Here is a 25,458-nt window from a genome sequence, read left to right as displayed (position 1 = left end):
CGGGCGTACTGTCCGAGGACCGCCCGCTGCCCCGCGGGCCGCGTCGATGGAGCCGCGAATGTTCGAACCCGGAGGATCCGCGCGGCCTGTCGCGCGGGTCGGCTACGTCACCGCCGCCCTGCTGGTCGGCGCGATCCTGGTGGGCGGCGCGGTCGGCGCCGCCGTCGCCCTGGTCCTCTACCTGCCCGGCGTCCTCGCCGCCGACGGACCGCCCGGGCTGGTGAGCTTCGGCCTGCTCATGGGAGCGGCCTCCGGCGCGGGCATCGGAGTCGTCGGAGGCGCGGGAGCGGTCGCCGGCATGGTCGCGGTGCGCGTCGCGAGCCGCCGCGACGGCCCGTTCGTGCTCGGCACCAGCGTGGGCGCCGGCCTCGGCGTGCTGGTCGCCTCCGCGAACCTGCTCGTCAGCCGCGACGCCCCGACCTGGGCGACCGCCCTGCTCGCCACCGCGGCCGCCTGCGCGCTCTGCGCGGCGGGCTCGTGGCTGCTGACCCGGCACGAGCACTCCTGGGAGCGCGCGCACGCCGTACCGCGCTGATCCGCGGCGCCTCCGGGGATCAGCCCGCGTAGGACCCGACCAGGCGGACCGCTCCGCCGTCGACGCCCTTCGCGCCCTGCTCGAAGCCCTCGAATGCGCGCGCGGCGGTCGAGACGCGGCCCGCGACCCACGACGGGACGCCCGAGCGCTCGAGGCGCGCGATCACGCCATCAGCCGCCTCCGCCGCGACGACGGCGAACATGCCGATGCCGAGATTCCAGGTGCCCTCGGTGCTCTCGAGCGTCGCGCCGGACATCCCGGCGAGCGCGCGGAACACGTCGGACGGGCTCCAGCTCGCCCGCTCGACCTCGACCCAGGAGCCGCGCGGCAGCACCCGGGCGAGGTTCGCCGCGATCCCGCCGCCGGTGACGTGGCTGATGGAGTGGACGGCCGGGCCGAGCTCGGCGTCGTCGAGCAGATCGAGGAGGGGCCGGGTGTAGAGGCGGGTCGGCTCCAGCAGCACCTCGCCGACCACTCCGCCCAGTTCCTCGGAACGGTCGGTGAAGCCGATACCTCGCTCGGCGAGGATGTGGCGCACGAGCGAGTAGCCGTTCGAGTGCAGTCCGGAGGAGGCCATCGCCACCACGACGTCGCCGTCGCGCACGCGGTCGGCGCCGCGCACCTGGTCCGCCTCGATCGCGCCGACCGCCGCGCCCGCCACGTCGTAGTCGTCGGGTCCGAGCAGGCCCGGGTGCTCGGCCGTCTCGCCGCCGACGAGCGCGGTGCCCGTCTCGGAGCAGGCGCGCGCGATGCCGGCGACGATGTCGGCGACGCGGGCCGGGACCACCTTGCCGCACGCGATGTAGTCGGTCATGAAGAACGGGCGGGCGCCGACCACGACGATGTCGTCGACGACCATGCCGACGAGGTCCTGCCCGATGGTGTCGTGCTTGTCGATCGCCTGGGCGAGCGCGACCTTGGTGCCGACGCCGTCGGTCGAGGTCGCGAGGAGGGGGGCGCGGAAGTCGCGGAGGAAGGAGACGTCGTACAGGCCCGCGAAGCCGCCGACCCCGCCGAGGACCCGGCTGTCGTGCGTCGCCGACACCGCCGACTTCATCAGCTCGACGGCGAGGTCCCCCGCCGCCGTGTCGACTCCTGCGCGGGCGTAGCTGCTCGTCTCATCACTCACGCGACGACCCTACCGACTGCCCTCTCCCGCCGCGGCGCGGATCCGGGTCCGCCGCACCGGCGGCTCCCGCTCCGCGCCCGCGGTCACGCGTCCCAGGCCACGTAGTGCAGCTCGGCGCGGTCGCGGCTGCGGTGGAGGTCGAGGTAGGACCGGGCGATGACCTCGGCCGCCGCGTCCGGGTGGCCGCCGTCGATGAGCGCGGTGATCGCCACGTGGGCGGCGTAGACGCCCCGGGGCTCGAGCGCGGAGTGGAGGTTGAGGACCCAGTTCCGCAGGCCCGCGGCGGCGATGTTGATGTTCGCCAGCGCCGCGTGCGGGGAGACGGAGCCGCCGCCGGTGGTGACGAGGATCGTCCCGCTGCCGGCGGCGATCATGTCCGGAACCACCTCGCCGACGGCGCGGAGCGCGCCCCCGAGGTAGAAGTCGATCTGCGGCTGCAGGTTCTCGGGCGTGACGTCCAGGACGCCGACCGGGGTGAGAGCGGAGTCGGCGGGGGAGAACTCGAGGACGTCGATCGAACCGAGGTCGGCACGGATCGCCCGCAGCACGGCGGTCAGGGTCTCGGGCTGCGCGATGTCGGCGGCGAACCCCGTCGCCTCGATGCCCTCCTCGGCGAGGCGGGCGGCCAGGCCGTCCAGCTTCTCCTGGTTCCGCGAGACGAGGGCGACGGTGAAGCCGGCCCGGCCGAAGACGCGGGCGATCTCGAGGCCGAGGCCGGGGCCCGCGCCGATGACGGTGAGAAGGGGCATGGGAGGTCCTGTCGTCGTGTGTCCCGGGGCGCGATGAGCGGGGCTGCTAAGTTGAGGTCAGCCTCAACACTCATCGGATCATAAGTTGAGTGGCACCTCAAGATCATCGGGAGGATCACGTGGACGAGCAGAAGGTCCTGCGCCGGGACGCGCAGCGGAACGTCGAGAAGCTGCACGCCGCCGCCCTCGAGGTCTTCGGCTCCCGCGGCCTGGCCGCCCCCCTCGAGGACATCGCCCGTCACGCCGGCGTGAGCATCGGCACCCTCTACAACCGCGTCGGCTCCCGTGAGGAGCTCATCGACGCCGTCGTCCCGGCCGTCGCCGGCGAGAAGCTGAAGGGCCTGACCGAGCGCGCTCTCGCCGAGCGGTCCTCCCGCGGACGCCTGGAGCGCTTCGTCTCCGGGATGATCGACCTCCAGCTGGAGGACCCCGCCCTCAACGACGCGATGCTGCGCCGCTTCCCCGACGCGGTCGCCCTCATCGAGGCCTGCGACCGCTCGATCGAGCTCGGCCGGGATCTCGTCGAGGCCGCCCACCGCGACGGATCCCTCTCCCCCGACTTCACCCACGACGACCTGATGGCCCTGCTCTGGATGGCGGGCACGACCAGCCGCGAGTCCGCGGCTCCGCAGGGCTGGCGCCGCGTCCTGGACCGCAGCCTCGCGGGAGCCTGGACGGCTCCGAGCAGCTGAGGGGCCGCGCGGCGCCCCGACCGTCCGCCCGGCCGATCCGCCGGTCGACGCCGCCCCGAGCACTCCCGCGACCACGGATCCGCCCACGGCGAACCATTAGGGGATGAGTCCCCCGCGTGCCAGGATGGACCGTCAAACCCCCCTGCTATCCCCTTGGGAGCCCCTCCGGCATGTGCGGAATCGTTGGGATCGTGTCCTCCGGACCGGTCAACCAGTCCATCTACGACAGCCTCTCCCTCCTGCAGCACCGCGGCCAGGACTCGACCGGCATCGCGACCGCCGACGGCAGCACCCTGCACATCAAGAAGGCCGCGGGACAGGTCCGCGAGGCGTTCCGCACCCGCGACATGCGCTCGCTGCTCGGATCCATGGGCCTCGGCCACGTGCGCTACGCGACGAAGGGCAACGCCGAGCGCGAGGAGGAGGCCCAGCCGTTCTACGTGAACGCGCCGTACGGCATCATCCTCGTCCACAACGGCAACCTCACGAACACGCGCGAGCTCACCGAGGAGCTCTTCCGCATCGACCGCCGCCACCTCAACACCACCTCCGACACGGAGCTGCTGGTCAACGTGCTGGCGAACGAGCTGCAGGCCTCGATGTCGGGCCGCGACCTCGACGCCGACGAGGTGTTCGACGCCGTCGCCCGCGTGCACGAGCGCGTCGAGGGCTCCTACGCCACCATCGCGCTGATCGCCGGCGTCGGGCTGCTGGCGTTCCGCGACCCCTTCGGCATCCGCCCGCTCATCGTCGGCCGCCGCAGCAACACCGGCGCGCCGGACGACTGGGTCGTCGCCTCCGAGTCGCTCGTGCTCGAGGCGCAGGGCTTCGAGATCGTCCGCGACGTCGCTCCCGGCGAGGCGGTCTTCATCACTCCCGACGGCCGGATGGCCAGCCGCCAGTGCGCGAAGGACCCGCGACTCATCCCGTGCTCGTTCGAGTACGTCTACCTCGCCCGCCCCGACTCCGTGATGTCGGGCATCTCGGTCTACGAGGCGCGCCTGCGCCTGGGCGACCGCCTCGCCGACACCATCGCGCAGTACACCCCGGGCGGAGCGATCGACGTCGTCATGCCGATCCCCGACTCCTCCCGCCCCGCCGCGATGCAGGTCGCGCAGAAGCTCGGGATCGAGTACCGCGAGGGCTTCTACAAGAACCGCTACGTCGGCCGGACGTTCATCATGCCCGGGCAGGCGGTCCGCAAGAAGTCGGTGCGGCAGAAGCTCAACGCGATGTCGAGCGAGTTCAAGGGCAAGAACGTCCTGATCGTCGACGACTCGATCGTCCGCGGCACCACCTCCAAGGAGATTGTCGACATGGCCCGCGCGGCCGGCGCGAACACGGTCACCTTCGCGTCCGCCGCGCCTCCCGTGCGCTACCCGCACGTGTACGGGATCAACATGCCCTCGCGCCAGGAGCTCGTGGCCCACAACCGCCGCATCCCCGAGATCTCGGAGGCGATCGGCGCCGACCAGCTGATCTACCAGGAGGTCGCCGACATGAAGGCGGCGATCCTCGAGGGCTCGGACGTCACCGACCTCGAGACCAGCTGCTTCACCGGCGAGTACGTCACGGGCACCGTCACCCCGGAGTACCTCGACTGGGTGGAGCGCACTCAGCTGAGCTGAGCTCTGCACAGCGCCGGGCGCGGCGCAACGGGTGCCGCGGATCCGTGCGCCGCTCCATGATCGGAGGGTGCGCGGCCCCGCGCGCATGCACCCGAGGAGTCCCCCGTGATCTACCGAATCCTGCCGTTCCTGCTCACCTTCGTGGCCAAGAAGATCTCGAAGTCGCAGAAGGCCAAGCGCGCCGCCGCCAAGCGCCCGACGTCCACCCCGAGCAGCAGCCGCCGCTCCTCGTCGCGCCGGGGACGCTGACGCCGCGGTCCCGTCCGCGAGCGCGAGCCGCGGGCGGGACCTTCAGCGCAGGGCGGAGTGCCGCGGCCGCAATGCGGCCCGCCTCCGCCGGCTAGACCCGGTCGGACCCCGTCCGCGGGTCGTCCTCGTCGGACGTCGTGCGCACGTCGGGCAGGGCCTCCTCGGCCACGGGCTCCTCGGCCGCGTCCTCGCGCTCGACGATCCGCTCGGCGGTGGTCCGGACGACCTTCCGGCCGACGACCCGGTCGAGCAGCACCACGACGAGCCCCGCGAGAGCGCCGAACAGCGTCACGAAGAGCAGCAGGCTGAAGCCGAAGACCTGCCCGCGGGAGAAGCCCTGCGTCTCGGGCAGCGCGAAGGTCAGCACGAAGGCCGCGATCGCTCCGAGCCCGACGCCGAGGGTCAGGATGCGCCAGACGCGCGGGGAGCGGCGGACGTCGACCTCTTCGCGGGTGACCTCGGGGCGGGCGGGATCGCTCATGCCTCCATTCTCCCCCGCGCGGGCGAGGGCGAGGCACCGTGATCGCTCAGAGCGCGTGCACGAGCCGGCCCGCCTGGGCGCGCAGCTCGCGGACGACGGTGCGGACCGAGAGCCGCTCCGCCCGGTCGGGCCGCATCAGCGCGACGATGTGCCGCACGGAGTTCATCCCGCGGAGCGGCTTCACCACCACTCCCGCGCCGCCCGCCGTGTAGCGCGGGAGCACCGCGATGCCCAGGCCCGCCGCGACGAACGCCTCGGTCACGCGGGTCGACGCGAAGCGCTGCTCCACCCGCACCGCCTCGCCGGACGCGGTCTCGATGTCCTGCATCACGCGCTCGAACGGGAACCCGTCCGGGACGCCGATCCAGGTCTCGCCGACCAGGTCCGCCGCCGAGACCGTCGCCCGGTCCGCGAGGCGGTGCCCGACCGGCAGGCCGATGTCGAGGGGCTCGACCATCAGCTCCGCCATCGCGAGGCCGCGGCCGGCCCAGGCGCTTCTGCCGGTGGGCGAGTGGGCGAGCACGATGTCGAAGTCGGCGGTCAGGTCGGCGAACTCGTCGGTGCCGGGGTCCGCGTCCTCGCACTGCACGACGAGTCCCTCGACGCTGCGGAGCGCGACCAGCGCGTTCGGGAGGAGCATCTGGCCCGCAGTGGGGAAGGTCGCGATGGTGACCTCGCCGATCGGGTTGTTCTTGAACGTCTGCCAGACGGCGTCGGCCCGCTCGAGCGCGATCGCGATCTCGGTGGCGCTCCGGGCGAGCTCGCGTCCCGCCGCCGTGAGCACCACACCGCGGCCGGAGCGCTCGATCAGCGGCACGCCGGCCTCGCGCTCGAGCACCTTGAGCTGCTGCGAGACCGCGGAGGGCGTGCGGTGCGTCGCCTCCGCCACGGCCGTGATCGAGCGGCGCATCGAGAGCTCGCGGAGCAGTTCCAGCCGTCGCACGTCCATGTAGAGAAACTACACGTCAGGGCAAGAACAGTTCGATTGTCCTACGGAACACGGGGCCGGACACTGGACGTTGTACACAGCATCCCGGCGGATGGATCACAAGCCGCCGCAACGAAAGGCAGAACACTCATGAGCATCGCAATCCTCGTCGTCCTCAGTGGCCTCGCCGCATGGGGCACGGTGTCGACGGTGCTCGTCGCCAGCCGCGACGGCTACCGTCAGGTCCCCGCGCAGCACTGAGCCCCGCCGCTCCGCGACAGCACCTCATCGCGTTCCGACGCCGTCTCCCGATCGGGAGGCGGCGTTCTCGCGTCTCCGGGGGCTGGTGCCGCTCCTCGGGAGCGCCTCCCCGCCGCGGCTCCCGGGGGTCGACCATCGGCTCGCCCCGCACACGACGACGGGCCCCCGACCGGAGTCGAGGGCCCGTCGTGCGCGCGGTGCGGCTACTTCGCGGCGGTGCGGCGGCGCAGGCGCGCGACCGTCATGCCCAGACCGAGCAGCAGAGCGGCGATCCCGGCGGCGAACGCGGGGGTCGCGTCCACTCCGGTCTCGGCGAGGTGGTGCGAGCCGGCGACCGGAGCAGTGGTCGGCGTCGGCGCGGGGCCCGTGGTGGGCGGCGTGGTCGGCGCGGGCGTCGGCTCCGTGGTCGGTCCGGGAGTCGGGGTGCCCGCTCCGGCGCCGGCCGCGACGGCGAAGCCGACGCTGATCTCGGTGCCGGTGGTGTCGAGCGCGAACGTCGCGGTGTGCGCGCCGCCCGCCAGACTCTCGTCGATCGGGACCGAGAACGAGGCGCGACCGGTCGAGTCGTCGGTGACGGCCCGGGTCGGATCGATCGTCGCGGTGCCGACGACGGTGCCGTCGACGCTCGCGGTCACGGTGGTGTCGGCCGCGGCTCCGGTGCTGAACAGGAGCGAGGAGAGGTCGACGGTCATCGTGTCGCCGACCGCGTACTCGCCCGAGTCCGGGACGTTGTCGGTCAGGCCGATCGTGCGCTGCACGGGGTCGGGGCTGACGGTGCCGAGGTCCTGGATGTAGCCGACGAAGGCGTCCAGGTCGATGCGGCCGGAGTCGGCCGTGCCGGTGCCCTCGGTGAAGGTGCTGAAGCCGTCGCCGCCGCTCGCGAGGAAGCTGCTGGTCACGACGGTGAAGGTCGCGGCCGGGTCGATCGGCTCGTTCTGGAAGAACACCTGCGAGATGCGCGAGCCCTCGGGCGCCGTGGCGTCGAAGACGTAGGTGAGGTCCTTCGAGGTGGAGAGGTTCAGCTGCGGGTGGCTGGAGCTGCCCACCCACTGCTCCTCGAGCAGGTCGGAGATCTGCTCGCCGGTCAGCTGCAGGGTCACCAGGGTGTTCGCGAAGGGCTGGGCGTCGGAGGCCTCGGCGTAGGTGACCACGCCGTCCGCGTCGCCGGGCTGGTCCGGAGTCGCGGTGTAGGAGAGGTCGTCGCGCAGGCCGCCCGCGTTCGAGAAGGCGATCTGCGTGCCGAGCTCACGGGTGGCCCAGAGCTGGGCGTCCGAGACGAGGTTGCCGAGGGTCGACTCCGAGCCGCGGTTGGTCGTGGTGCCGTCCGGGCGGTAGGCGCGCGAGATGTCCTCGGTGATGGTGCCGACCTTCACGCTGCCCTCGCGGACGGCGACGGCCTGGGCGTCGGCGACGATGGTCTCGACCTCGGGGTCGGGCTCGAAGGCGCCGACGACGATCGTCTTGGCCGGGTCGTCGGAGGTCGGGTCGTCGACGACCTTCGTCAGCGGCACGACCTCGCTGGTGAGCGACGTGAGCTGCTTGGTCGCCGGGTCGACGGTCAGGGACATGCGGCCGATGTTCTCGGCGTAGCTGCCGGTCTGCGACACGACGGTCGGGAAGGCCCGGCCCGCGTCGATGCCCGCGTCGTACTCCTGGTGGCTGTGGCCCGAGACGATCGCGTCGACGTTCGGGGCGACCGAGTCGACGATCGAGCCGAACTTGGGGTCCGCCTCCGGAGTGTTCAGCTCGGCCGCGTCGGCGTCGGCTCCCTCGTGCAGGAGCAGGACGACCACGTCGGCCTCGTCGTTGGCGGCGTCGCCGTCCTGGAGCTGCGCGGCGACCTCGTTGACGTTCTCGGCGATCGGCTCGACGGAGAGCGTCGAGATCGTGGCGGGGCTGACGAGCTTGCCGAGGTCCTCGGTGATCGCGCCGATGAAGGCGACGGAGACGCCGTCCTGCTCGGTGATCACGTACGGGGAGTAGGCGCGCTCGCCGGTCGCGGTGTCGTAGAGGTTCGCGTTCAAGTAGGGGAACGCCGAGGCGTCCACGACGCGGCCGTCGACATCGGCGCGGCCCTGGTCGAACTCGTGGTTGCCCAGCGTGCTGACGTCGAGGCCCATCGCGTTGAGCGAGTCGAGCGTGGGGATGTCGCCCTGCACCTTCGACACGAAGGTCGAGGCGCCGATGTTGTCGCCGGCCGAGACGAACAGCGTGTTCGGGTTGGCGGCGCGGTAGGAGTCGACGGCACCGGCGAGCACTGCGGCTCCGGCGACGGCGCGGTCGGCGGCGAGCCGCCCGTGGAAGTCGTTGATCGAGAGGATGTCGATGGCGACATCGCCCTCGGCCGCCGCGGCGGGCGTGGCGCCGAGGAGGGCCGCTCCGGCGACGGCGCCGACGGCGGTCGCGGAGAGGAGTCGGGTGAGGCCGCGTCGGCCCGGGGAAGTACTGCGCATCGTGAAGGGGACTCCAAGCATCGAGCGGTGGATCCGGAGAGGATTCGTGCCGCGTGAGGGGGTTATTCCCAGACAACCCGACGGCGGAGCCCAGGTCAAACGTTCTGACGACGGCTCGCCGCCGCGTTTACGAGAAGTTAACTCGCCGACGCTCAGCCGACGCGCAGGATGGGGAGGAACGGCGTGAGGTCCGCGCGCACTCCGGAGGCGTGGATCCGCCCGCTCGCGAGGCCCTCGCTCCACGGCAGGGAGCCGGTCGCGAGCGGCAGCCAGGTCGCCGCGTCCATCTCGATCACGTTCGGCGGAGTCCCGCGGGTGTGGCCCGGGCCCTCGACGCACTGGGCCGCGCCGAACGGCGGAACGCGCACCTCGACGCTGCGTCCGGGGACGTTCGTCTCGATGATCTGCAGGAGGAACCGCACCGCCGTCGCCGTCGTGTTCCGGTCCGCTCCTCCGGCGAGCGCCGCCCGCACCGCGGACTGCCCGCTCGCCTCGTCGATCCTGCCCTTGGCCATCCACCCATCCTGCCGCCGCCGCTCGCTCCCGGAGGCCTCCGCGGGGCTCCGCCCGGCGTGTCGGCGTCCGCAGCGCCGCCCTGCGGAGGAGGACGTCACAGGGACCAGCCCCGGCGCGGGGCGCCCTATCCTGTCAAGGTGAAGATCCTCGTCCTCGGTTCGGGTGCCCGTGAGCACGCCATCATCACGGCTCTCCTCGCGGAGGAGGAGCACCACGAGATCATCGCGGCGCCCGGCAACGCCGGCATCGCGCGCGACGTCGAGGTCATCCACTTCGACACGAACAGCCCCCGGCTGGTCAGCGACTTCGCGGTGGAGCAGGGCATCGAGCTCGTCGTCATCGGCCCCGAGGCGCCCCTGGTCGCCGGAGTCGCCGACGCGCTCCGCAAGCGCCGCATCCCCACCTTCGGCCCCGACCGGGCCGCCGCCGCACTCGAGGGCTCGAAGACCTTCGCGAAGCGCGTGATGGACATGGCCCGCGTGCCCACCGGCCGCGCGACCCGCGTCTCCACCCTGGTCGACGCCACCCGCGCCATCGACGAGTACGGACTCCCCTCGGTCGTCAAGGCCGACGGCCTCGCCGCGGGCAAGGGCGTCCTGGTGACGGAGTCGCGCAGCGCCGCGATCGCGCACGCCGAGTTCTGGCTGCAGTCCGGCGACGTCCTCATCGAGGAGTTCCTCGCCGGCCAGGAGGTCTCCCTCTTCCTCCTCTCCGACGGCCACGACGTCGTCCCCCTCTCCCCCGCGCAGGACTTCAAGCGCCTGAGCGACGGCGACGAGGGGCCGAACACCGGCGGCATGGGCGCCTACTCCCCGCTCCCCTGGCTCGCCGACCGCTGGGAGAGCGAGCGCGCCTTCGTCGACGAGGTGATCGACACGGTCGCCATCCCGACCATCCGGCAGCTCGAGCGCGAGCGCACCCCCTTCGTCGGACTCCTCTACTGCGGCCTCATCGTGACCGACGCGGGCCTGCGCGTGATCGAGTTCAACGCCCGCTTCGGAGACCCCGAGACCCAGGTCGTCCTCCCCCGCCTCGCCTCCCCGCTGTCCGCGCTGCTGCACGCGGCGGCCACCGGCGCGCTCGCCTCCGTCCCGTGGCCCGCGTTCACGGACGAGGTCGCCGTCACCGTCGTCCTCGCGAGCGAGGGCTACCCCGAGAACGCCGTCACCGGACGGACCATCACCGGACTCGACGCGGCGGCGGACGTCCCCGGCGTCACCATCGCCCACGCGGCGACCCAGCTGGTCGACGGGAGCTTCGTCGCCACCGGCGGCCGCGTGCTCAACGTCGTCGCACGCGGTGCCGACTTCGCCGAGGCGCGGGAGCGGGCGTACCGCGCGCTCGACCTGATCCACCTCGACGGCGGGCTGTATCGGAGCGACATCGCGGCGAAGGTCGCGAAGTAGAGCGACCTCAGCGTGATGTCAGCCACGCCGCTCCCCGCGCGGCGTGGCGCGGTCGACTCAGAGACCGGCCGGGTACTCGGAGAGCGGGGCGCGGTCGGCGCGTCCAGAACGCTCGGCACGCGTTCCGGTCGACGCCTCGAGGGTGGCCGGGGGTCGGTTGGATCCGCACTCGGACTCGGACCTCCGCGACACGGGCTCGCGGCGGAGGTCGGTCGCCTCGCGGGGGGGCGGGTCAGGCCAGGGTGCGGAGGGCCTCGGCGAGGTGGGGGTGCGCGAAGGTGAAGCCGGCGTCCTCGAGGCGGGCGGGCACGACCCAGCGGGACTTGAGCAGGAGCTCGGACTCGGTGCGGAGCAGGAGCGTCGCGGGTTCGAGGACGAAGCGCGGAGCCGGCACGCCGATCCGGCGGCCCACGGCGGCGCGGAGCAGCCGGGAGAGCTCGGTGTTGTCGCTCGGATTCGGCGACGCGAGGTTCACCGGCCCGTCGAGGGTCGACTCCTCGAGGAAGCAGATCGACCGGTGGACGTCCTCCACGTGGATCCAGCTGAAGTGCTGACGGCCGCGGGTGCGCCGGTTCTCGTGGTGCACACCGGCCTCGCGGCGCGCGCGCGTCGAGGGCCACGGCCCGTCGAACTGCGGACCGCCGAGGCCGAGCCGCGCCAGCCGCAGCAGGATCGCCGTCGCCGGACCGTCTCCGAGCACGATGGACATCCGCAGCGCCACGCGCCGCACGCCGGGCGTCTCCCCGGCGAAGAACTCCGACTCCCACGCCCGCGCCACGTCGACCGAGAAGCCCTCGCCGAGCACGCCCTCGTCCTCGGTGTTCGCCCGCTCCTCCTCGTGCCGGTAGATCGTGGCCGTGCTCGCGTTCATCCAGACCGGCGGAGGAGTCGCGGCCGCCGCGACCGCGCGGTGCAGCTCCGCGGTGGTCGCCACGCGCGAGCGGAGGATCTCGGCGCGGTTCGCCGCGGTGTACCGGCAGTCGACGCTCTTGCCGGCCAGGTTCACCAGGAGGCGCGCACCGTCGACGACCCGGGTGATGCCGGCGGTGTCGCCCCAGCGCGCGTCCGGCCCGGAGCGGCCGATCCTCCGCACCGTCCAGCCGTCTGCCGTGAAGCGGCGGGTGAGGTCCTTCCCGAGGAATCCGCTCGCACCGGCGAGGACGACGACGGGGTCAGCGGTGCTGCTCATCGCCCCATCGTGCCGCACGGCGCCGGAGTCACGGGGAGGACTCGTCGCAGGCGCGCTGCCGGTATGCGAGGTGGGTGGAGGCGGGTCTCGATCAGCCGCCGAGCGACCCCGCACCGCGGAGCAGCCGCGCCGCGGCGAGCGCCCCGGCCAGCCGCTCGGCGAACCCCGGCGGCACCTCGGCGGGCAGCGCGTCGACCGGCCACCAGGCCACGTCGTCGCTCTCGTCGCTGACCGTCACGGGAGCGTCCGGATCGGCGATCGCGCCGTAGCCCACGTCCCAGTGTCGGGAGCAGCGGCCGAAGCCGTCGCCGAGCGCGTGCCGGTCGAGGTCGAGGGGCAGGACGCCGAGCGGCTGCAGCCGTGCCGCTCCGCTCTCCTCCCGCGCCTCGCGGAGGGCCGCGTCGGCCGTGGAGTCGTCGCCGGGCTCGACATGACCGCCGAGCTGCACCCAGAACCGGCCCTTGCGGTGGAAGCAGAGCAGCACCTGCGCCAGATTCGGCGAGAGCACGAAGCAGCTCGCCGTGACGTGCTCGGGTCCGCCGTCGCGCTCGAGCGCCGACTCGCCGCGCTGCTCGAGGAACGCCAGGTACTCGTCCCGCAGGTCCGCGAGCGCGCCCGCGTCCCACTCCCGCAGCTCGCCCGCCAGCCGCGTCCCTCGCTCCCCCGTCACGCGAAGGACCCTACCTCCCCTCCGCGAGCTGCCCCTCCGGTGCGCGGCACGGCGTGCGTGGCGTACCGGAGCGGCGTCTCGCGGAGGGAGGAGGGACGGGAGCGTCAGACGGAGAGGCCGGAGAGGCCCTCGCGGTCGACGCGGCGGTGGAAGCGCATGCCGGCGAGACCGCCGAGCACGGCGCCGACCAGCGCGACGACCAGGGCGGCGAGCGCCGTCACGACCGCCGCGGCCGTGGCGTCGCCGGCGTCCAGGGGGATCGTCGGGAAGCCGCTCACCGCGGAGAGCGCCTGGCTGCCGCCGGTGATCGCCGAGACGATGCCCACGACGATCGCGACGACGACCGCCCAGGCCCACACTCCGACGCCCTGCTTCGCTCCGCTGAAGCGGGCCATGCGGCCGGCCACGTAGCCGCCGCAGTAGTAGGCGACGAGGAGGATGACCAGCAGGGCGATCGCGCCCGCCCAGCCGAACGCGGCGGGGTCGGCCGCGAGGTCGCCGGTGACGTCCTGGGTGCCGATGACGGCGGCGCCGATCGCGGTGACGAGGGCGGTCAGGAGGACGGCGAGTCCGGTGGCGGCGAGCCAGCCGAAGAAGGCGCAGCCGATCTTGAAGCCGCCGAAGCGGTCGCGCTCGCGCTGATGGATGTCCTTGCGCGCGGCCGCACGGGCCTGCTTCGCCTCGGCGGAGTCGGGGTCGACGGCCGCGCGGTGCTCGGGGGCCGAATGCGCGGAGTCGGAGCGGTCCGTCGAAGCGGAACGGTCCGGAGTCGCGGAGCGGTCCGTCGCCGCAGCCGCTCCCGTATCCCCCGCGGAGTCGATGCGCGCCGTGCCGCCCGCCGCCGAGCCCTCTGCCCGTCGCGGCAGTCCGCCGTCAGCCGGATCCCTGTCTGTCGTGCTCATGTCGAACCTCCTGGCCGAGCGCCCCGAAGAAGGGCGACACGCTCAGTCAAGACCCAGGGAGCCCTCGGTGTCGCGGGCTTGACGACACGACGGAGCGGTCCGGGCGTCAACCCCCTGCGCCCCCTCCCTCCCACCCGCTTGCATGGAGACACCGACCGACGACACGAGAGGGAGAGTCATGACTCCGGAATCCCCCGAGCAGACACCGCCCGGCACCGAGGCCGAGCTGACGCCGAAGGCCGACCACGGCGAGACCACCTACCGCGGCACCGGCCGCCTCAGCGGCAAGGTCGCCCTCATCACGGGCGGCGACAGCGGCATCGGCAAGGCCGTCGCGATCGCGTTCGCGCGCGAGGGCGCCGACGTGGCGATCTCGTACCTCGACGAGCACGACGACGCCGAGGACACCGCCAAGTGGGTCCGGGAGGCCGGCCGCGAGGCGCTGCTCCTCCCCGGCGACCTGCAGGACCCGGCGCACTGCCGCGCCGTCGTCACCGAGACCGTCGAGCGCTTCGGCCACCTCGAGGTGCTCGTCAGCAACGCCGCCTTCCAGATGAGCCGCGAGAGCGTCACCGACATCCCGGACGAGGAGTGGGACCGCACGATCGCGACGAACATCAGCGCCTACTTCCACCTCGTGAAGTCGGCGCTGCCCCACCTGAAGGAGGGCGCATCGATCATCGCGACGAGCTCGGTGCAGTCCGACCAGCCGTCGTACCAGCTGCTCCCCTACGCCGCCACGAAGTCGGCGATCCTCAGCCTCACCGCCTCGTTCGCGCAGGCGCTCGGCGAGAAGGGCATCCGCGCCAATTCCGTCGCGCCCGGCCCGATCTGGACGCCGCTGATCCCCTCGACCATGCCGGAGGAGGCCGTCGCGGAGTTCGGCGAGCAGGTCCCGCTGGGCCGCCCCGGGCAGCCGGCCGAGGTGGCTCCCGCCTACGTCCTCCTCGCCTCCGACGAGGCGAGCTACATCAGCGGGTCGACGATCGCCGTCACCGGCGGGAAGCCGATCCTCTGATCACGCTCCAGGGCACCGCTCACCCGCAGGATTCCGCGATAGGTTCCTGCGGGTGAGCGTCCACATCCGCAGCATCGAGACGGCGGTGCCGACCACGGTCCTGCGCCAGTCCGAGGTGCGCGACCTCTTCGCGTCCCAGCCCGCGATGACCCGGCTCGGATCCCGCCTGATCGGCGCGGCCTTCGACGCGTCCGGGATCGACACCCGCAGCACGGTGGTCGACGAGCTCAACCGGGTCGAGCGGGAGGGTGCGAGCGTCTTCTACGACGCGGGGAGCGGCCTGGTGCTCGACCCGGGGACCGCCGCGCGCAACGCCGTCTACACCGAGCGCGCTCCCGAGCTCTTCACGGAGGCGGCCCGCCGCGCCCTCGCATCCGCGTCGATGACGGCCGAGGACGTCACCCACGTGGTGACCGTCTCCTGCACCGGCTTCTACGCTCCGGGGCCCGACTACCAGCTGGTCCGCCGCCTCGGCCTCGCGCCCTCGACGCAGCGCTTCCACCTCGGCTTCATGGGCTGCTACGGCGCCTTCCCCGGCCTGCGCGCCGCCCGCCAGTTCTGCGAGGCCGACCCGGAGGCGGTCGTCCTCGTCGTCGCGGTCGAGCTGTGCACCATCCACCTCACGAGCTCCAGCGACCCGGAGCAGATCGTCGCGACCTCCGTCTTCGCCGACGGCGGTGCGGCGGCCGTGGTCACCGCCCGCGAGGCCGCGCCAGGCGCCCCGGTGCTCGAGCTCGACGCGCTCGCCACGACGCTCACCGACGAGGGCGAGACCGAGATGGCGTGGACGATCGGCGACCACGGCTTCTCGATGCGGCTGAGCACCTACGTGCCCTCGATCATCGGAGCGAACATCGAGGCGGCCGTCGCCCCGCTGCTGGCCGGCGCCGAGGTCGAGCGGAGCGACGTGCAGCGCTGGGCGATCCACCCCGGCGGCCGCAGCATCCTCGACAAGGTGCAGGCCTCGCTCGCCCTCAGCGACGAGCAGCTGGCCCCGTCGCGCGAGGTGCTGCGGACCAACGGCAACATGTCGAGCGCGACCGTCCTCTTCATCCTGCGGCGCCTGCTGCACGGCGAGGCGGCCGGCGGCGAGCGGATCGGCGCGATGGCGTTCGGCCCCGGCCTCACCGTCGAGCTCGCGCTGCTCACCAAGCGGGGCGGGGAGTGACTCCGCGAGCCCCTCTCGCGCCGGACCTGCGCCACCGCGAGGTCTCCGAGCAGGAGCTGATGGACGACCCGGACTGCGACCGCACCCTGCTCGACGCCACCTACGCCCGCTTCGGCACCGTGAACCGGCTGGTCTCGGGGTGGCGCGGCCTCTACCGCTCGCGCCTCCGTCCGCTGCTGCGGCCCGACGAGCCGTTCCGCCTGCTCGACATCGGATCGGGAGGCGGCGACGTCGCCCGGTCCCTCGCCGGCTGGGCCCGCGAGGACGGCCTCCGCCTGGCGATCACCGCCGTCGATCCGGACGAGCGCGCCTCCGCCTTCGCCACGTCGACGCCCGCGCCGCCCGGAGTCGAGTTCCGCCGCGCGAGCAGCGCCGACCTGGTCGCCGAGGGCGAGCACTTCGACCTGGTGACCTCCAACCACGTGCTGCACCACCTGTCGCCGGAATCACTCGCCGACCTGCTCGCCGACAGCGAGCGCCTGGCCCCGCGCGCCCTCCACAACGACATCGAGCGCTCGCGGCTGGCCTACACGGCCTACCTGCTGGCCACGCGACCGATCGCGGCCGGCTCGTTCCTCCACTACGACGGGTCGCTGTCTGTGCGGCGCAGCTTCACCGCCGCCGAGCTGCGGGCTGTGGCGCCCGAGGGGTGGCGGGTCGAGCGCGCGGCGCCCTACCGGCTGCTGCTCGCGCGGGGCGAGGTGTGAGGACGCGGCGGAGGGTGAGCGCTTCCGGTCCGCTCTGGCTGCGCGCCGCCGCCGTCAGCTACTCCGCCAACTGCGCCCTCGGCACCGCCGTCGCCACCGGCGCTCTCCGCACGGGCCGCTGGCACTGGATCCATCACGCGCTCTTCATCTGCACGTCGACGCTCACCGCTCTGGCCTGGGCGACGCTGCGGCGGTCGGACACCCGCGCCGCGTCCGCGCTGGCTCCCGCCGCCGTCCCCCTGACGGTGATCCCCTTCGCGGGGACGCACGGACGCCGGCACCCGGCGATCGCGCTGGCGGCGGCTCCGTTCGTGCTCGCCGCTCTCGGGCGGACGCGGCGGCCGGCGCGGCGCCGAGGCGTGCTCCAGCGTCTCAGGGCCGGGTCAGCCCTGCGTTGACGCGCCCCGGCTTCTAGCGCGGGGGCTCGACGTCGCGGTCGGGGTCGGAGCGGTACGAGCGCAGCGCCTGCCAGCCGGCGATCGCGAGGATCAGCGCGCCGCAGAGCATCGTCAGCAGGTTCGGCACCGAGAAGCCGCTGCCCACGACCGAGTTGATGCCCGCGCCGAGCACGAACACACCTCCGAGAAGGTAGAAGATGACCCTCGTCTTCACCGTTCCACCGCTTCCCTCGAGCCTGCACAGGACCCTCGATGCTACCGCGCGCGCCCCGGGCCGCCGCCGCTCCCCCCTCTGCGAGATCGATCGGGGCAGGATCGAGGCATGGAGTTCCTCGATGTCGTCCGGCGCCGGAAGACCACCAACGGCGCGTTCCTGCCCGACCCCGTCTCCGAGGAGCACCAGCGGCTCCTGATGGAGGTGGCCGGCCGGGCGCCCTCGCAGCTCAACAGCCAGCCGTGGCGGTTCGTGCTCGTCGAGGAGCGCGAGACGATCGACCGGATCGCCGCGATCAGCGGCGAGAGCATGACCACCGCGATGTCGAACGGCACGTTCTTCGAGCGCTACAAGCCCTACTTCCGCTTCAGCAGCGAGGAGATGGAGCGGCGGCGCGACGGGATGCTGTTCGACAAGCTGCCGGCTCCGCTCCGCCCCTTCACGAAGCAGGTCTTCACGAAGCGCGGGCAGTTCCTGATGAACTCCCTCCGCGTCCCGCAGACGCTCGGCGAGGAGAACCGCCGGCTCGTCGCGGGATCGCCGCTGCTGCTCGGGGTGATGCTCGACCGCTCCGAGTACCGGCCGGGCGAGCTCTCCTCCTTCTACTCGGTGTTCAGCATGGGCGCCGCGATGGAGAACGTCTGGCTGAGCACGGTCGAGCTGGGGATGGGCATCCAGTTCGTGTCGTTCCCGATGGAGGTGCCGGGAGCGTGGGCGCGGATCGAGTCGCTGCTCGCCGTGCCCGACGAGCTCGAGCTGATGGCGGTGTACCGGCTCGGCTACCTGCCTCCGGAGCAGCGGCGGCCGGCGATCGACTGGTCCTCGCACCAGCGGAAGCTGCCGTCGCAGTACGTCTTCCGCGGCACCTGCGCGACTCCGCAGGAGGGGTGGGACGCGCCGGCCGGGCCGTGACGGGGATCCGGAGCGGCGCGGCCGGCAGCCGGAGGTGCCCGTGCTCGCTCCCGGGCCGGCCCCGGCCGACGGGAGATCCGCGACGGAGCATCGACTCCGCCGTCACGCGTCGGCTATCGTGGCGCCCAGCACGCCCGGCAGTGATACGTCCCGCCCGCGGGACTGTCAATGGGGGTCCGGCGTGTCTCCCGCCCGATTCCCCGCACCGGGGTCCGAGCGGATACCGTCCCCCGAGGAGCCGTCCGCCAGGGCCGGCCCGATGAACGAAGGGGGCCCGTGGCCACGCTCATCTACGGACCGCAGAACCTCGAGATCGAATTCGAGGAGCGCGTCCTCGCGCACCTGAAGGTCGCCGTCCTCTCGAAGCTGCGCCGCAACGAAGCCTTCTCGCTCTCGTGGATGGAGGACGCCTCCACCGGACACGGCCGGAGCTCCGTCTGGCTGCACCCGTCGGTGCCGCTGCACTTCCGCTTCACCGAGGCGCACCAGCCCAAGCTCAACCGCGCGTGGATCGAGCAGATGCTCAGCGTCGCCAGCATGCACGGCGAGCTCTCGGTCCTGCCGGAGCCCGAGGAGCAGCGCCAGGGCTCCTGAGCTCCGCCGCTCCTGGGCCCCGCTGCCCCCTGATCGCACGGCCGTCAACCCCGTCCCCTCTGCGGGGGACGCGAAGTACCGTCGAGAAGACGTCCCCGGAACCATCGGCGGACGTCGACGGACGGAGACGACCATGACGGACACCGCGCGAGCGACCGGCCTGCCCACCCTCACCCCGGTGCGGACGCTCCGCAAGGAGCAGCCGATCGAGCCGCGCCGCGTGCCGGACTCCGTCTCCGTCGGCTCCCAGCCGGTCATCGGCTGCCGGATCGACGTGAGCGGCCGCTCCTTCGTCGTCGAGCTCGACATGGCCGGCATCTTCCTGCGCCAGGTGCGCCGGAGCCTGCGCGAGGGCGAGGGCGGCCTCGTGCTGCTGCGCCACGTCGACGGGATCGAGATGATCCCGTTCTCGCGCGCGACGCCGTTCGACGTCTCGGACATCGTCTGCCCCGAGGGCGTCGAGCCCGCGGACGCCCGCTCGGCCCTGGGGCTCCGCGACCGCTGATCCGCGACGGGCGGGGTGCTCCGCCCCGCGCCCGCCGCTGAGCGGGATCAGGCGGGGAGCGACGCCTCGATCAGGTCGACGATCCGAGGGTCGTCGGGCTCGACCGTCGGGCGGAACCGGTGGACCGTGCCGTCGGCCGTGATCAGAAACTTCTCGAAGTTCCACTTCACCCGGCCGGCCTTGCCGTTCTCGTCCTCCGCCTTGGTGAGCTCCGCGTAGAGCGGGTGCGCCGAGCGGCCGTTGACGCGGACCTTCTCGAACATCGGGAAGGTGACCCCCCAGGTCGTCGAGCAGTACGCCTTGATCTTGTCCTCGTCGCTCAGCTCCTGGAGGAACTGGTTGCTCGGGAAGCCGAGGACCGTGAATCCGCGCTCCCCGTAGCTCTTCTGCAGGGCCTCGAGCTTCTCGTACTGCGGGGCGAGGCCGCAGCGGGAGGCGACGTTGACGATCAGCCGCACGGGCGGGTAGTCGGCGAGGGTCGACGTGGTGCCGTCGATCGTGGTGAGGGGGATGTCGGCGATCGTGTCGGGCACGGAGGGCTCCTTCGGACGTGGTGCGTCGACGCTACTCCCCGCCGCCGAGGGAACCCCGAGTCGTGGAGGCGGCTCGCTGCGGGTTCCCGCGACGGTCCGGGGTTCCCTCGGCGCGCGCCTGCCTCCACCATGGGGGGATGGCCGCCTCGCAGCAGATCGTCTCGGTCGGCGGGCGGAGGCTGCGGCTGACGAACCTCGACAAGGTCGTCTACCCGGAGACGGGCTTCACCAAGGCCGATGTGCTCTCCTACTACGCCTCCGTCGCCTCCGCGATGCTGCCCCATCTCGCGCGCCGCCCGATCACCCGGAAGCGCTGGGTCGACGGAGTGGGCACCGCCGAGCATCCGGGCGAGGTCTTCTTCGAGAAGAACCTCCCCTCCTCCGCCCCCTACTGGCTGAGCCGGACCCGGCTCGCGCACTCGTCGCGCGACGTCGAGTACCCGCTGGTCGACGACGTCGCCGGGCTCACCTGGCTGGCGCAGCAGGCGGCGCTCGAGCTGCACGTCCCGCAGTGGCGGGTGGGCTCCGACGGCGAGCGCCGTCCGCCCGACCGCCTCGTGCTCGACCTCGACCCGGGCGAGGGGGCGGGCCTCGCCGAGTGCGCCGAGGTCGCGTTCCTCGCCCGCGACCTGCTGGAGGGGATGGGGCTGGCTCCGCTGCCGGTGACCAGCGGGAGCAAGGGGATCCACCTCTACTGCCCGCTGGACGCCTCCGCCTCCAGCGACCAGATCTCGGCGGTCGCGCACGAGCTGGCGCGCGTGCTCGAGTCGGACCACCGCGACCTCGTCGTCTCGGACATGAAGAAGACCCTGCGCGAGGGCAAGGTCCTCGTCGACTGGAGCCAGAACAGCGCGGCGAAGACGACCATCGCCCCCTACTCCCTCCGGGGGCGCCTCCGGCCGGCCGCCGCCGCGCCCCGCATGTGGGAGGAGCTGGGTGCCGACAACCTGCGCCACCTGTCGCCCGACGAGGTGGTGGAGCGGCTGCGGAGCGACGGCGACCTCCTCCGCCCGCTGCTCGCCGCCCGGGGTGCCGGGCTCGAGCCGACCCCGGAGCGGATGGCGGGCTTCGCCGCGACGGACGCCTCCTCCGACCGCCTGGCGACCTACCGCAGCATGCGCGACGCGTCGAGGACGCCGGAGCCGGTGCCCGAGGCGGGGTCCGCGGGCTCCTCCTCGGGCGACTCCTTCGTCATCCAGGAGCACCACGCGCGGCGCCTGCACTACGACTTCCGGCTCGAGCACGACGGCGTCCTGGTCAGCTGGGCGGTGCCGAAGGGCCCGCCGCTGGAGGGCGACCCGAACCGGCTCGCGGTGCAGACCGAGGACCACCCCCTCGAGTACGCGACCTTCGAGGGCACGATCCCGGCCGGCGAGTACGGCGGCGGCGAGGTGCGCATCTGGGACGAGGGCACCTACGCGCTCGAGAAGTGGCGCGAGGGGAAGGAGGTGATCGCGGTGCTGACCGGCCGCCCCGACGGCGGGCTCGGCGGCGAGCCCCGTCGCTACGCCCTGCTGCACACGGGCTCGAGGGAGGGCGCCGAGAAGAACTGGCTCCTGCACCTGATGGCGCCGGGTCCCGCTCACGGGCACGGGACGCAGCGACGGGGCCGGGCGGCCGCGTCCGCCGCGTCGCCCGCTCCCCGCCCCGCACCCTCCGCAGACCGCCCAGCCGAGGACTCCGCTCCGCGCCGCCACCGCCCCATGCTCGCCACGGCCGGACGCCGCGGCGACGTGGACCCCGGGGCCGCGATCGAGATGAAGTGGGACGGCTACCGCGCTCTCGTGCGGGTGCAGGGCGGCACCGCGACCCTCACGAGCCGCAACGGCAACGACCTGACCGCGGCGTTCCCCGACCTGCTCGCCCCGCTCGCCGAGGCCGCCGCCGACGCCGTGCTCGACGGCGAGATCGTCGCCCTCGACGCTCGCGGGCGCCCCGACTTCGGCGCCCTGCAGACCCGCGGCGGGCTGACGAAGCCGCGCGAGATCGAGGCGGCCGCCCGGTCCACTCCGGTGCACCTGATGGTCTTCGACCTGCTCGAGCGCGCAGGAGAGGACCTGACCGGGAGCGATTACGACACCCGTCGCTCGGCACTGGTCGAGCTCGTCGCCGAGAACGAGCGCGTGCACGTCCCGTCCGTGTTCGACGGCGACCTGGAGGAGGCGATGGCCACCAGCCGCACCCTCGGCCTCGAGGGCGTGGTCGCCAAGCGCCGCGACTCGCGCTACCAGGAGGGCAGCCGCTCGCGCGACTGGATCAAGCTCACCCACCACCGGCTGCAGGAGGTCGTGATCGTGGGCTGGCGCGAGGGCGAGGGCGGCCTCCAGGGGTCGGTCGGGGCGCTGCTGACCGCGATCCCCGGCGAGGACGGGCTCGCGTACTCCGGCCGTGTGGGCACCGGCTTCAGCGACCGCGAGCGCCGCGGCCTGGTCGACCGCCTGGCCGAGCACGCCACCGAGGAGCCCGCCGTCTCCGTCCCTCCGCTCGAGTCGCGCGGCGTGCACTGGGTGTCGCCCGTCCTGGTCGGCGAGGTCCGCTACCGCGAGCGCACCGCCTCCGGCACCCTCCGCCAGCCGGTCTGGCGCGGCTGGCGGGCCGACAAGGCCGCCGAGGACGTCCGCGTGGAGGAGCCGGGCAGCTGACCCTCCGGTCTTCCGACTGCGAGGCCCGGCATCGCCGCTCGCGCCGCCGATCCGCTGCGGCCCCGGGTACCTCAGTCCAGGCGCACCCCGCGCAGCAGGAGGAGGGTCGCGCCGACCGCGGCACCGGTGCCGATGAGGACACCGCCCGCTCCGGCCGCCGCCGCGAGGACGCCGAGGAGGCTGGGCAGGGCGATCAGCCCGAGGCGGTTCCCGGCCAGGCGCAGCGCGAGGGCGCGGCCGTGGCGGTCGGCGGGGGTGCGCTCGATCAGCCACGACATCGTGATGGGCTGGCCGATCCCGAGGCCCAGGCCGAGGGCGGCGACCGCGACGAAGAGGAGCACGGTCGGCGCGGGCAGGGCGACCAGCACCAGGCAGAGCGCCGAGATCAGGATGCCGCCCACCATCACCCGAGTGCGCCCGAGCCGGGCGGTGGCCGCACCGAGGAGGAGCCGCGAGGCCATCGACGCGAGCGCGCGCACGGTGAGGAGGGCCCCGACGACGCCGGCCGGGAGCCCTCGCTCGGCGCCGAGGGCGGGGAGGTAGACGACGGTCAGGTCGACGGCGGCGACGACGGTCGCGCTGGTCAGCAGGGCGCGCGCGAGGCCCGGCACCCGGAGGAGACCGAGCGTCGAGCCCGGAGCCGCCGCCCCCTCCGCCGCGGGTCCTCGCGGGGACGGGCTGCGGATCCCCGCCGTCGAGACGAGCAGCAGCACCGCGAGGATCCCGCCCACGAGGAACAGCGGCGCCGGGTCGGGCCGCACCGAGCCGCCCGCGAGCACCGGGATGAACGCGGGCCCGATCGCCTGCCCGAGCGACGCGGCGAACGTGTAGTAGCCGAAGCGGCTGTCGAGACGCGTCCCTCCGGTGCCGCCCGCGACGACGGTCTGCTGCCCGACCACGCAGCCCAGGTGCCCCGCGCCGAGCAGGGCGATGCCGAGGAGCAGCCCCGCGACGCTCCCGCCCGCCAGGAGCAGCACCGCGGCCGCTCCCACCGCGACGAGCGAGCCGACGGCCATCACGGCCCGGGCGCCGACCCGATCGACCAGCCCGCCCACCGGCAGCGCGATCAGCAGCGGCACCAGCGCGAACGAGGCGCCGAGCGCCCCGAGCGCCCAGGCCGGCACGTCGAGCCGGATCGCCTGGTAGACGGCGGCCGGCCGGAGCAGGAACGCGACGGCCTGGATGAGCACGGCGTGCGCGAGCAGGGACGGAGTCGCCGGGCGGTTCCGCACGCGCGCTCCTCCCCGCGGCGCTCGGCCGAGCACCCACTCCCCCATCCTCCTCCCGGTGCCGCCGCCGAGTCGCCCGGGAAGGATCGTCCTGCCCCCTCGAGAACGGGCCTTCTCGTGAGACTCAGCCCTGCGGCGGCGGCGAGGGGAGCGCGTGCGCGGGCAGGGTGCCGAGGCGGTGCCGGCCGCGGAGGAGGAACCAGGCCAGGCCGATCCCGACGACCGCGGCGATCACGACGACCGCGCTCCAGCGCAGCTCCTCCCCGTAGACCTCGACGCGCGGCCACGCGAGGTCGACCGTCATCGCCGCGCCCCAGAGCACCGCGACGACGTTCACCGGCAGGCCCGCGCGGCCGAGCGAGAAGCGCCCGGGCGCGGCTGCGGGCCACCGGCCGCGGAGCCGGGCGATCAGCAGCGGCACCGTCACCAGCAGGTAGGCGAGGTAGATCAGGATGACCGCCACGCTCGTCACGGCCGTGAAGATCGCCGGCGTCCCGATGTTCACGACCAGGATCAGCACCGCGAGCACCCCCACGACCAGCGCCGGCGCCACCGGTGTCCCGCGCCGCGGGTCGACGCGGGCGAGCACGCGGCTGCCGGGCAGGGCGTTGTCGCGGGCCATCGCGAAGATCAGTCGGATGCCCGCCGTGTGCACCGCCAGCGCGCACACCGTGATCGCGACGACCACGCAGAGCAGGAGGACCGTTCCGAGGGGGCCGCCGAGCACCTGCAGCACGATCCGCTGCAGCCCGCCCGACGCCTGCCCGAGCGCCGGGTCGGCGAGGTCGGGCGCCGAGAGGATGCCCAGGAGCAGGATGAGGCCGCCGAGGACGAAGGAGGCGGTCACCGCCCGCAGGATCGCCGTCGGCGCGGTCCGGCGCGGGTCGACCGTCTCCTCGCCGAGCGAACCCGCGGTGTCGAACCCGTACATCACGTACGCCGACGCGATCGCGGCGATGAGGAACGCGCCGGCGTACCCGCCCGGCGTGCTCCCGCCGTAGTCGCTGGTGTCGAGCAGCACGGTCGGCGGATGCACCACGTTCACCGCGAGCACCGCCACCAGCAGCACCGCCGCGACGAGCTCGATCAGCACGCCGACGCTGTTGATCCGGGCCATCAGGCGCACGCCGCGCGCGTTGACCGCGGTGGTGAACGCGATCAGCAGCGCTCCCCAGACCACCGCGCTCACCCCCGCGGAGCCGCCGAGCTGGAACCCGCTCCAGATCTGCGGGAGCGTCGCCTGGTACGCCAGCACGACGGCCGCGAGCGTGACCACGGACGCGGTGGCCATCAGCCAGCCCGCCAGCCAGCTCACCGTCGGCCCGGCCAGGCGCTTGCTCCAGTTGTAGACGGAGCCGGCGACCGGGTAGCGGGCGGCGAGCTCGGCGAAGCACAGCGCGACCATGAGCTGCCCGGTGAACACGATCGGCCAGGACCACCAGTAGGCGGGACCGCCGAGCGCGAAGCCGAAGGAGAAGAGCTGGAACGTGCCGGTCAGGATCGAGATGTAGCTCACGCCCGCGGCGAAGCTGCCGAAGCGGCCGATGCCGCGGGTGAGGGAGGGGCGGTACCCGAACTCAGCGGTCCCGTCGTCGACGTCCTCGGTGGTGCTCATCGGGCTCCCCCTCGCGGGCGCGCTCGTCGCACCGAGGTCAGGATGCCAGCCGCCGCCCGGCCGCACGACTCCCCCGTCCCGGGCGTCCGTCAGCGGGTGCTCAGCGCTCGCCCCGCTCCCGGTGCACAGGACTCG

The 25,458-nt window shown here is 73.4% G+C and carries 26 protein-coding genes; 13 read left to right on the top strand and 13 right to left on the bottom strand.

Going from position 1 to position 25,458, the window contains the following annotated elements; all coding sequences use genetic code 11:
* Positions 1-58: 58 nt before the first annotated feature.
* Positions 59-535: a hypothetical protein gene (locus C5C55_RS10160; protein WP_104233836.1), complete on the top strand. Its 477-nt coding sequence runs from the start codon at positions 59-61 to the stop codon at positions 533-535.
* Between the two features lie 19 nt (positions 536-554).
* On the opposite strand, the gene purM is transcribed toward C5C55_RS10160, so the two are convergent.
* Both purM and C5C55_RS10150 read right to left on the bottom strand, forming a co-directional pair.
* On the bottom strand, positions 555-1,664 hold the full coding sequence (purM, locus tag C5C55_RS10155; RefSeq protein WP_104233835.1) for a phosphoribosylformylglycinamidine cyclo-ligase: 1,110 nt from the start codon (positions 1,662-1,664) through the stop codon (positions 555-557).
* A gap of 83 nt (positions 1,665-1,747) precedes the next feature.
* Positions 1,748-2,413 (bottom strand): SDR family NAD(P)-dependent oxidoreductase, encoded by a 666-nt coding sequence (locus C5C55_RS10150; protein ID WP_104233834.1) that lies wholly within the window; start codon positions 2,411-2,413, stop codon positions 1,748-1,750.
* 119 nt (positions 2,414-2,532) lie between these two features.
* Here C5C55_RS10150 and C5C55_RS10145 point away from each other — a divergent pair, with 119 nt between their 5' ends.
* From C5C55_RS10145 to C5C55_RS16610, 3 genes are all read left to right on the top strand, one after another.
* Positions 2,533-3,105 (top strand): TetR/AcrR family transcriptional regulator, encoded by a 573-nt coding sequence (locus tag C5C55_RS10145; RefSeq protein WP_104233833.1) that lies wholly within the window; start codon positions 2,533-2,535, stop codon positions 3,103-3,105.
* A gap of 170 nt (positions 3,106-3,275) precedes the next feature.
* Entirely contained in the window at positions 3,276-4,733 is a 1,458-nt protein-coding gene (gene purF, locus C5C55_RS10140) for an amidophosphoribosyltransferase (RefSeq protein WP_104223766.1), read from the top strand.
* A 105-nt stretch (positions 4,734-4,838) separates the two neighbouring features.
* Positions 4,839-4,982 (top strand): hypothetical protein, encoded by a 144-nt coding sequence (locus tag C5C55_RS16610; protein WP_159940146.1) that lies wholly within the window; start codon positions 4,839-4,841, stop codon positions 4,980-4,982.
* Between the two features lie 91 nt (positions 4,983-5,073).
* Here the strand turns inward: C5C55_RS16610 and C5C55_RS10135 are convergent, their stop codons facing one another.
* The 4 genes from C5C55_RS10135 to C5C55_RS10120 all read right to left on the bottom strand — a co-directional run bounded on the left by C5C55_RS10135 (position 5,074) and on the right by C5C55_RS10120 (position 9,620).
* On the bottom strand, positions 5,074-5,463 hold the full coding sequence (locus C5C55_RS10135; RefSeq protein WP_104233832.1) for a hypothetical protein: 390 nt from the start codon (positions 5,461-5,463) through the stop codon (positions 5,074-5,076).
* 46 nt (positions 5,464-5,509) lie between these two features.
* Positions 5,510-6,412: a LysR family transcriptional regulator gene (locus C5C55_RS10130; RefSeq protein WP_104233831.1), complete on the bottom strand. Its 903-nt coding sequence runs from the start codon at positions 6,410-6,412 to the stop codon at positions 5,510-5,512.
* A gap of 443 nt (positions 6,413-6,855) precedes the next feature.
* A complete protein-coding gene (locus tag C5C55_RS10125; RefSeq protein WP_104233830.1) occupies positions 6,856-9,105 on the bottom strand; it encodes a bifunctional UDP-sugar hydrolase/5'-nucleotidase in 2,250 nt (749 codons plus the stop codon).
* Positions 9,106-9,257: 152 nt separating this feature from the next.
* On the bottom strand, positions 9,258-9,620 hold the full coding sequence (locus tag C5C55_RS10120) for a sterol carrier family protein (RefSeq protein ID WP_104223770.1): 363 nt from the start codon (positions 9,618-9,620) through the stop codon (positions 9,258-9,260).
* 138 nt (positions 9,621-9,758) lie between these two features.
* Here C5C55_RS10120 and purD point away from each other — a divergent pair, with 138 nt between their 5' ends.
* A complete protein-coding gene (gene purD, locus C5C55_RS10115) occupies positions 9,759-11,027 on the top strand; it encodes a phosphoribosylamine--glycine ligase (protein WP_104233829.1) in 1,269 nt (422 codons plus the stop codon).
* A 232-nt stretch (positions 11,028-11,259) separates the two neighbouring features.
* On the opposite strand, the gene C5C55_RS10110 is transcribed toward purD, so the two are convergent.
* The 3 genes from C5C55_RS10110 to C5C55_RS10100 form a co-directional block, all read right to left on the bottom strand.
* The gene (locus C5C55_RS10110) at positions 11,260-12,216 is read right to left on the bottom strand and encodes an epimerase (protein WP_104233828.1); all 957 of its coding nucleotides are present in this window, start codon (positions 12,214-12,216) and stop codon (positions 11,260-11,262) included.
* Between the two features lie 91 nt (positions 12,217-12,307).
* Positions 12,308-12,886, bottom strand: a complete 579-nt coding sequence (locus C5C55_RS10105) for an NUDIX hydrolase (RefSeq protein ID WP_258069411.1) — start codon at positions 12,884-12,886, stop codon at positions 12,308-12,310.
* A gap of 104 nt (positions 12,887-12,990) precedes the next feature.
* On the bottom strand, positions 12,991-13,788 hold the full coding sequence (locus C5C55_RS10100; RefSeq protein WP_104233827.1) for a hypothetical protein: 798 nt from the start codon (positions 13,786-13,788) through the stop codon (positions 12,991-12,993).
* 178 nt (positions 13,789-13,966) lie between these two features.
* Here C5C55_RS10100 and C5C55_RS10095 point away from each other — a divergent pair, with 178 nt between their 5' ends.
* Genes C5C55_RS10095 through C5C55_RS10080 form a run of 4 tightly spaced genes read left to right on the top strand, consistent with a single transcriptional unit; the run spans position 13,967 to position 17,079 of the window.
* Entirely contained in the window at positions 13,967-14,806 is an 840-nt protein-coding gene (locus C5C55_RS10095) for an SDR family oxidoreductase (protein ID WP_104233826.1), read from the top strand.
* Between the two features lie 52 nt (positions 14,807-14,858).
* Positions 14,859-15,974, top strand: a complete 1,116-nt coding sequence (locus C5C55_RS10090; protein WP_104233825.1) for a type III polyketide synthase — start codon at positions 14,859-14,861, stop codon at positions 15,972-15,974.
* Positions 15,971-16,681 carry a class I SAM-dependent methyltransferase gene (locus tag C5C55_RS10085; protein ID WP_258060494.1) on the top strand — a complete coding sequence of 237 codons (711 nt, stop codon included), beginning with the start codon at positions 15,971-15,973 and terminating at the stop codon, positions 16,679-16,681. The genes C5C55_RS10090 and C5C55_RS10085 overlap by 4 nt, the downstream gene beginning before the upstream one ends.
* 14 nt (positions 16,682-16,695) lie before the next feature.
* Positions 16,696-17,079, top strand: a complete 384-nt coding sequence (locus tag C5C55_RS10080) for a hypothetical protein (RefSeq protein ID WP_104233824.1) — start codon at positions 16,696-16,698, stop codon at positions 17,077-17,079.
* A 13-nt stretch (positions 17,080-17,092) separates the two neighbouring features.
* Here C5C55_RS10080 and C5C55_RS10075 read toward each other — a convergent pair whose 3' ends face one another.
* On the bottom strand, positions 17,093-17,293 hold the full coding sequence (locus tag C5C55_RS10075) for a hypothetical protein (RefSeq protein WP_104223776.1): 201 nt from the start codon (positions 17,291-17,293) through the stop codon (positions 17,093-17,095).
* A 108-nt stretch (positions 17,294-17,401) separates the two neighbouring features.
* Here C5C55_RS10075 and C5C55_RS10070 point away from each other — a divergent pair, with 108 nt between their 5' ends.
* The 3 genes from C5C55_RS10070 (at position 17,402) to C5C55_RS10060 (ending at position 19,304) form a co-directional block, all read left to right on the top strand.
* Positions 17,402-18,205 (top strand): nitroreductase family protein, encoded by an 804-nt coding sequence (locus tag C5C55_RS10070; RefSeq protein ID WP_104233823.1) that lies wholly within the window; start codon positions 17,402-17,404, stop codon positions 18,203-18,205.
* Between the two features lie 276 nt (positions 18,206-18,481).
* Complete coding sequence (locus C5C55_RS10065) at positions 18,482-18,799, top strand: hypothetical protein (RefSeq protein WP_244229547.1); 318 nt, start codon at positions 18,482-18,484, stop codon at positions 18,797-18,799.
* Between the two features lie 133 nt (positions 18,800-18,932).
* Complete coding sequence (locus tag C5C55_RS10060; RefSeq protein WP_104223778.1) at positions 18,933-19,304, top strand: hypothetical protein; 372 nt, start codon at positions 18,933-18,935, stop codon at positions 19,302-19,304.
* Positions 19,305-19,351: 47 nt separating this feature from the next.
* On the opposite strand, the gene C5C55_RS10055 is transcribed toward C5C55_RS10060, so the two are convergent.
* Positions 19,352-19,837, bottom strand: coding sequence for a glutathione peroxidase (locus C5C55_RS10055; RefSeq protein WP_244229546.1), 486 nt, complete (start codon positions 19,835-19,837; stop codon positions 19,352-19,354).
* Positions 19,838-19,974: 137 nt separating this feature from the next.
* On the opposite strand from C5C55_RS10055, the gene C5C55_RS10050 reads away from it, so the two are divergent.
* Complete coding sequence (locus tag C5C55_RS10050) at positions 19,975-22,479, top strand: ATP-dependent DNA ligase (RefSeq protein ID WP_104233822.1); 2,505 nt, start codon at positions 19,975-19,977, stop codon at positions 22,477-22,479.
* Positions 22,480-22,550: 71 nt separating this feature from the next.
* Here C5C55_RS10050 and C5C55_RS10045 read toward each other — a convergent pair whose 3' ends face one another.
* Positions 22,551-23,711, bottom strand: coding sequence for an MFS transporter (locus C5C55_RS10045; protein WP_258072533.1), 1,161 nt, complete (start codon positions 23,709-23,711; stop codon positions 22,551-22,553).
* A gap of 121 nt (positions 23,712-23,832) precedes the next feature.
* Positions 23,833-25,323 (bottom strand): APC family permease, encoded by a 1,491-nt coding sequence (locus tag C5C55_RS10040; protein ID WP_104233820.1) that lies wholly within the window; start codon positions 25,321-25,323, stop codon positions 23,833-23,835.
* Positions 25,324-25,458: the final 135 nt, after the last annotated feature.

The sequence above is a fragment of the Rathayibacter sp. AY1C2 genome (genome assembly GCF_002931195.1).
GTDB lineage: Bacteria > Actinomycetota > Actinomycetes > Actinomycetales > Microbacteriaceae > Rathayibacter.
This window is presented reverse-complemented; position numbering and strand designations above follow the sequence as displayed.

Coding starts and splice junctions, on each gene's coding strand:
- C5C55_RS10160 (WP_104233836.1), top strand. CDS start 59: ATGTTCGAACCCGGAGGATCCGCGCGGCCTGTCGCGCGGGTCGGCTAC.
- C5C55_RS10095 (WP_104233826.1), top strand. CDS start 13,967: ATGACTCCGGAATCCCCCGAGCAGACACCGCCCGGCACCGAGGCCGAG.
- C5C55_RS10135 (WP_104233832.1), bottom strand. CDS start 5,463: ATGAGCGATCCCGCCCGCCCCGAGGTCACCCGCGAAGAGGTCGACGTC.
- C5C55_RS10130 (WP_104233831.1), bottom strand. CDS start 6,412: ATGGACGTGCGACGGCTGGAACTGCTCCGCGAGCTCTCGATGCGCCGC.
- C5C55_RS10060 (WP_104223778.1), top strand. CDS start 18,933: ATGACGGACACCGCGCGAGCGACCGGCCTGCCCACCCTCACCCCGGTG.
- purF (WP_104223766.1), top strand. CDS start 3,276: ATGTGCGGAATCGTTGGGATCGTGTCCTCCGGACCGGTCAACCAGTCC.
- C5C55_RS10050 (WP_104233822.1), top strand. CDS start 19,975: ATGGCCGCCTCGCAGCAGATCGTCTCGGTCGGCGGGCGGAGGCTGCGG.
- C5C55_RS10125 (WP_104233830.1), bottom strand. CDS start 9,105: ATGCGCAGTACTTCCCCGGGCCGACGCGGCCTCACCCGACTCCTCTCC.
- C5C55_RS10070 (WP_104233823.1), top strand. CDS start 17,402: ATGGAGTTCCTCGATGTCGTCCGGCGCCGGAAGACCACCAACGGCGCG.
- C5C55_RS10150 (WP_104233834.1), bottom strand. CDS start 2,413: ATGCCCCTTCTCACCGTCATCGGCGCGGGCCCCGGCCTCGGCCTCGAG.
- C5C55_RS10110 (WP_104233828.1), bottom strand. CDS start 12,216: ATGAGCAGCACCGCTGACCCCGTCGTCGTCCTCGCCGGTGCGAGCGGA.
- C5C55_RS10100 (WP_104233827.1), bottom strand. CDS start 13,788: ATGAGCACGACAGACAGGGATCCGGCTGACGGCGGACTGCCGCGACGG.
- C5C55_RS10040 (WP_104233820.1), bottom strand. CDS start 25,323: ATGAGCACCACCGAGGACGTCGACGACGGGACCGCTGAGTTCGGGTAC.
- C5C55_RS10120 (WP_104223770.1), bottom strand. CDS start 9,620: ATGGCCAAGGGCAGGATCGACGAGGCGAGCGGGCAGTCCGCGGTGCGG.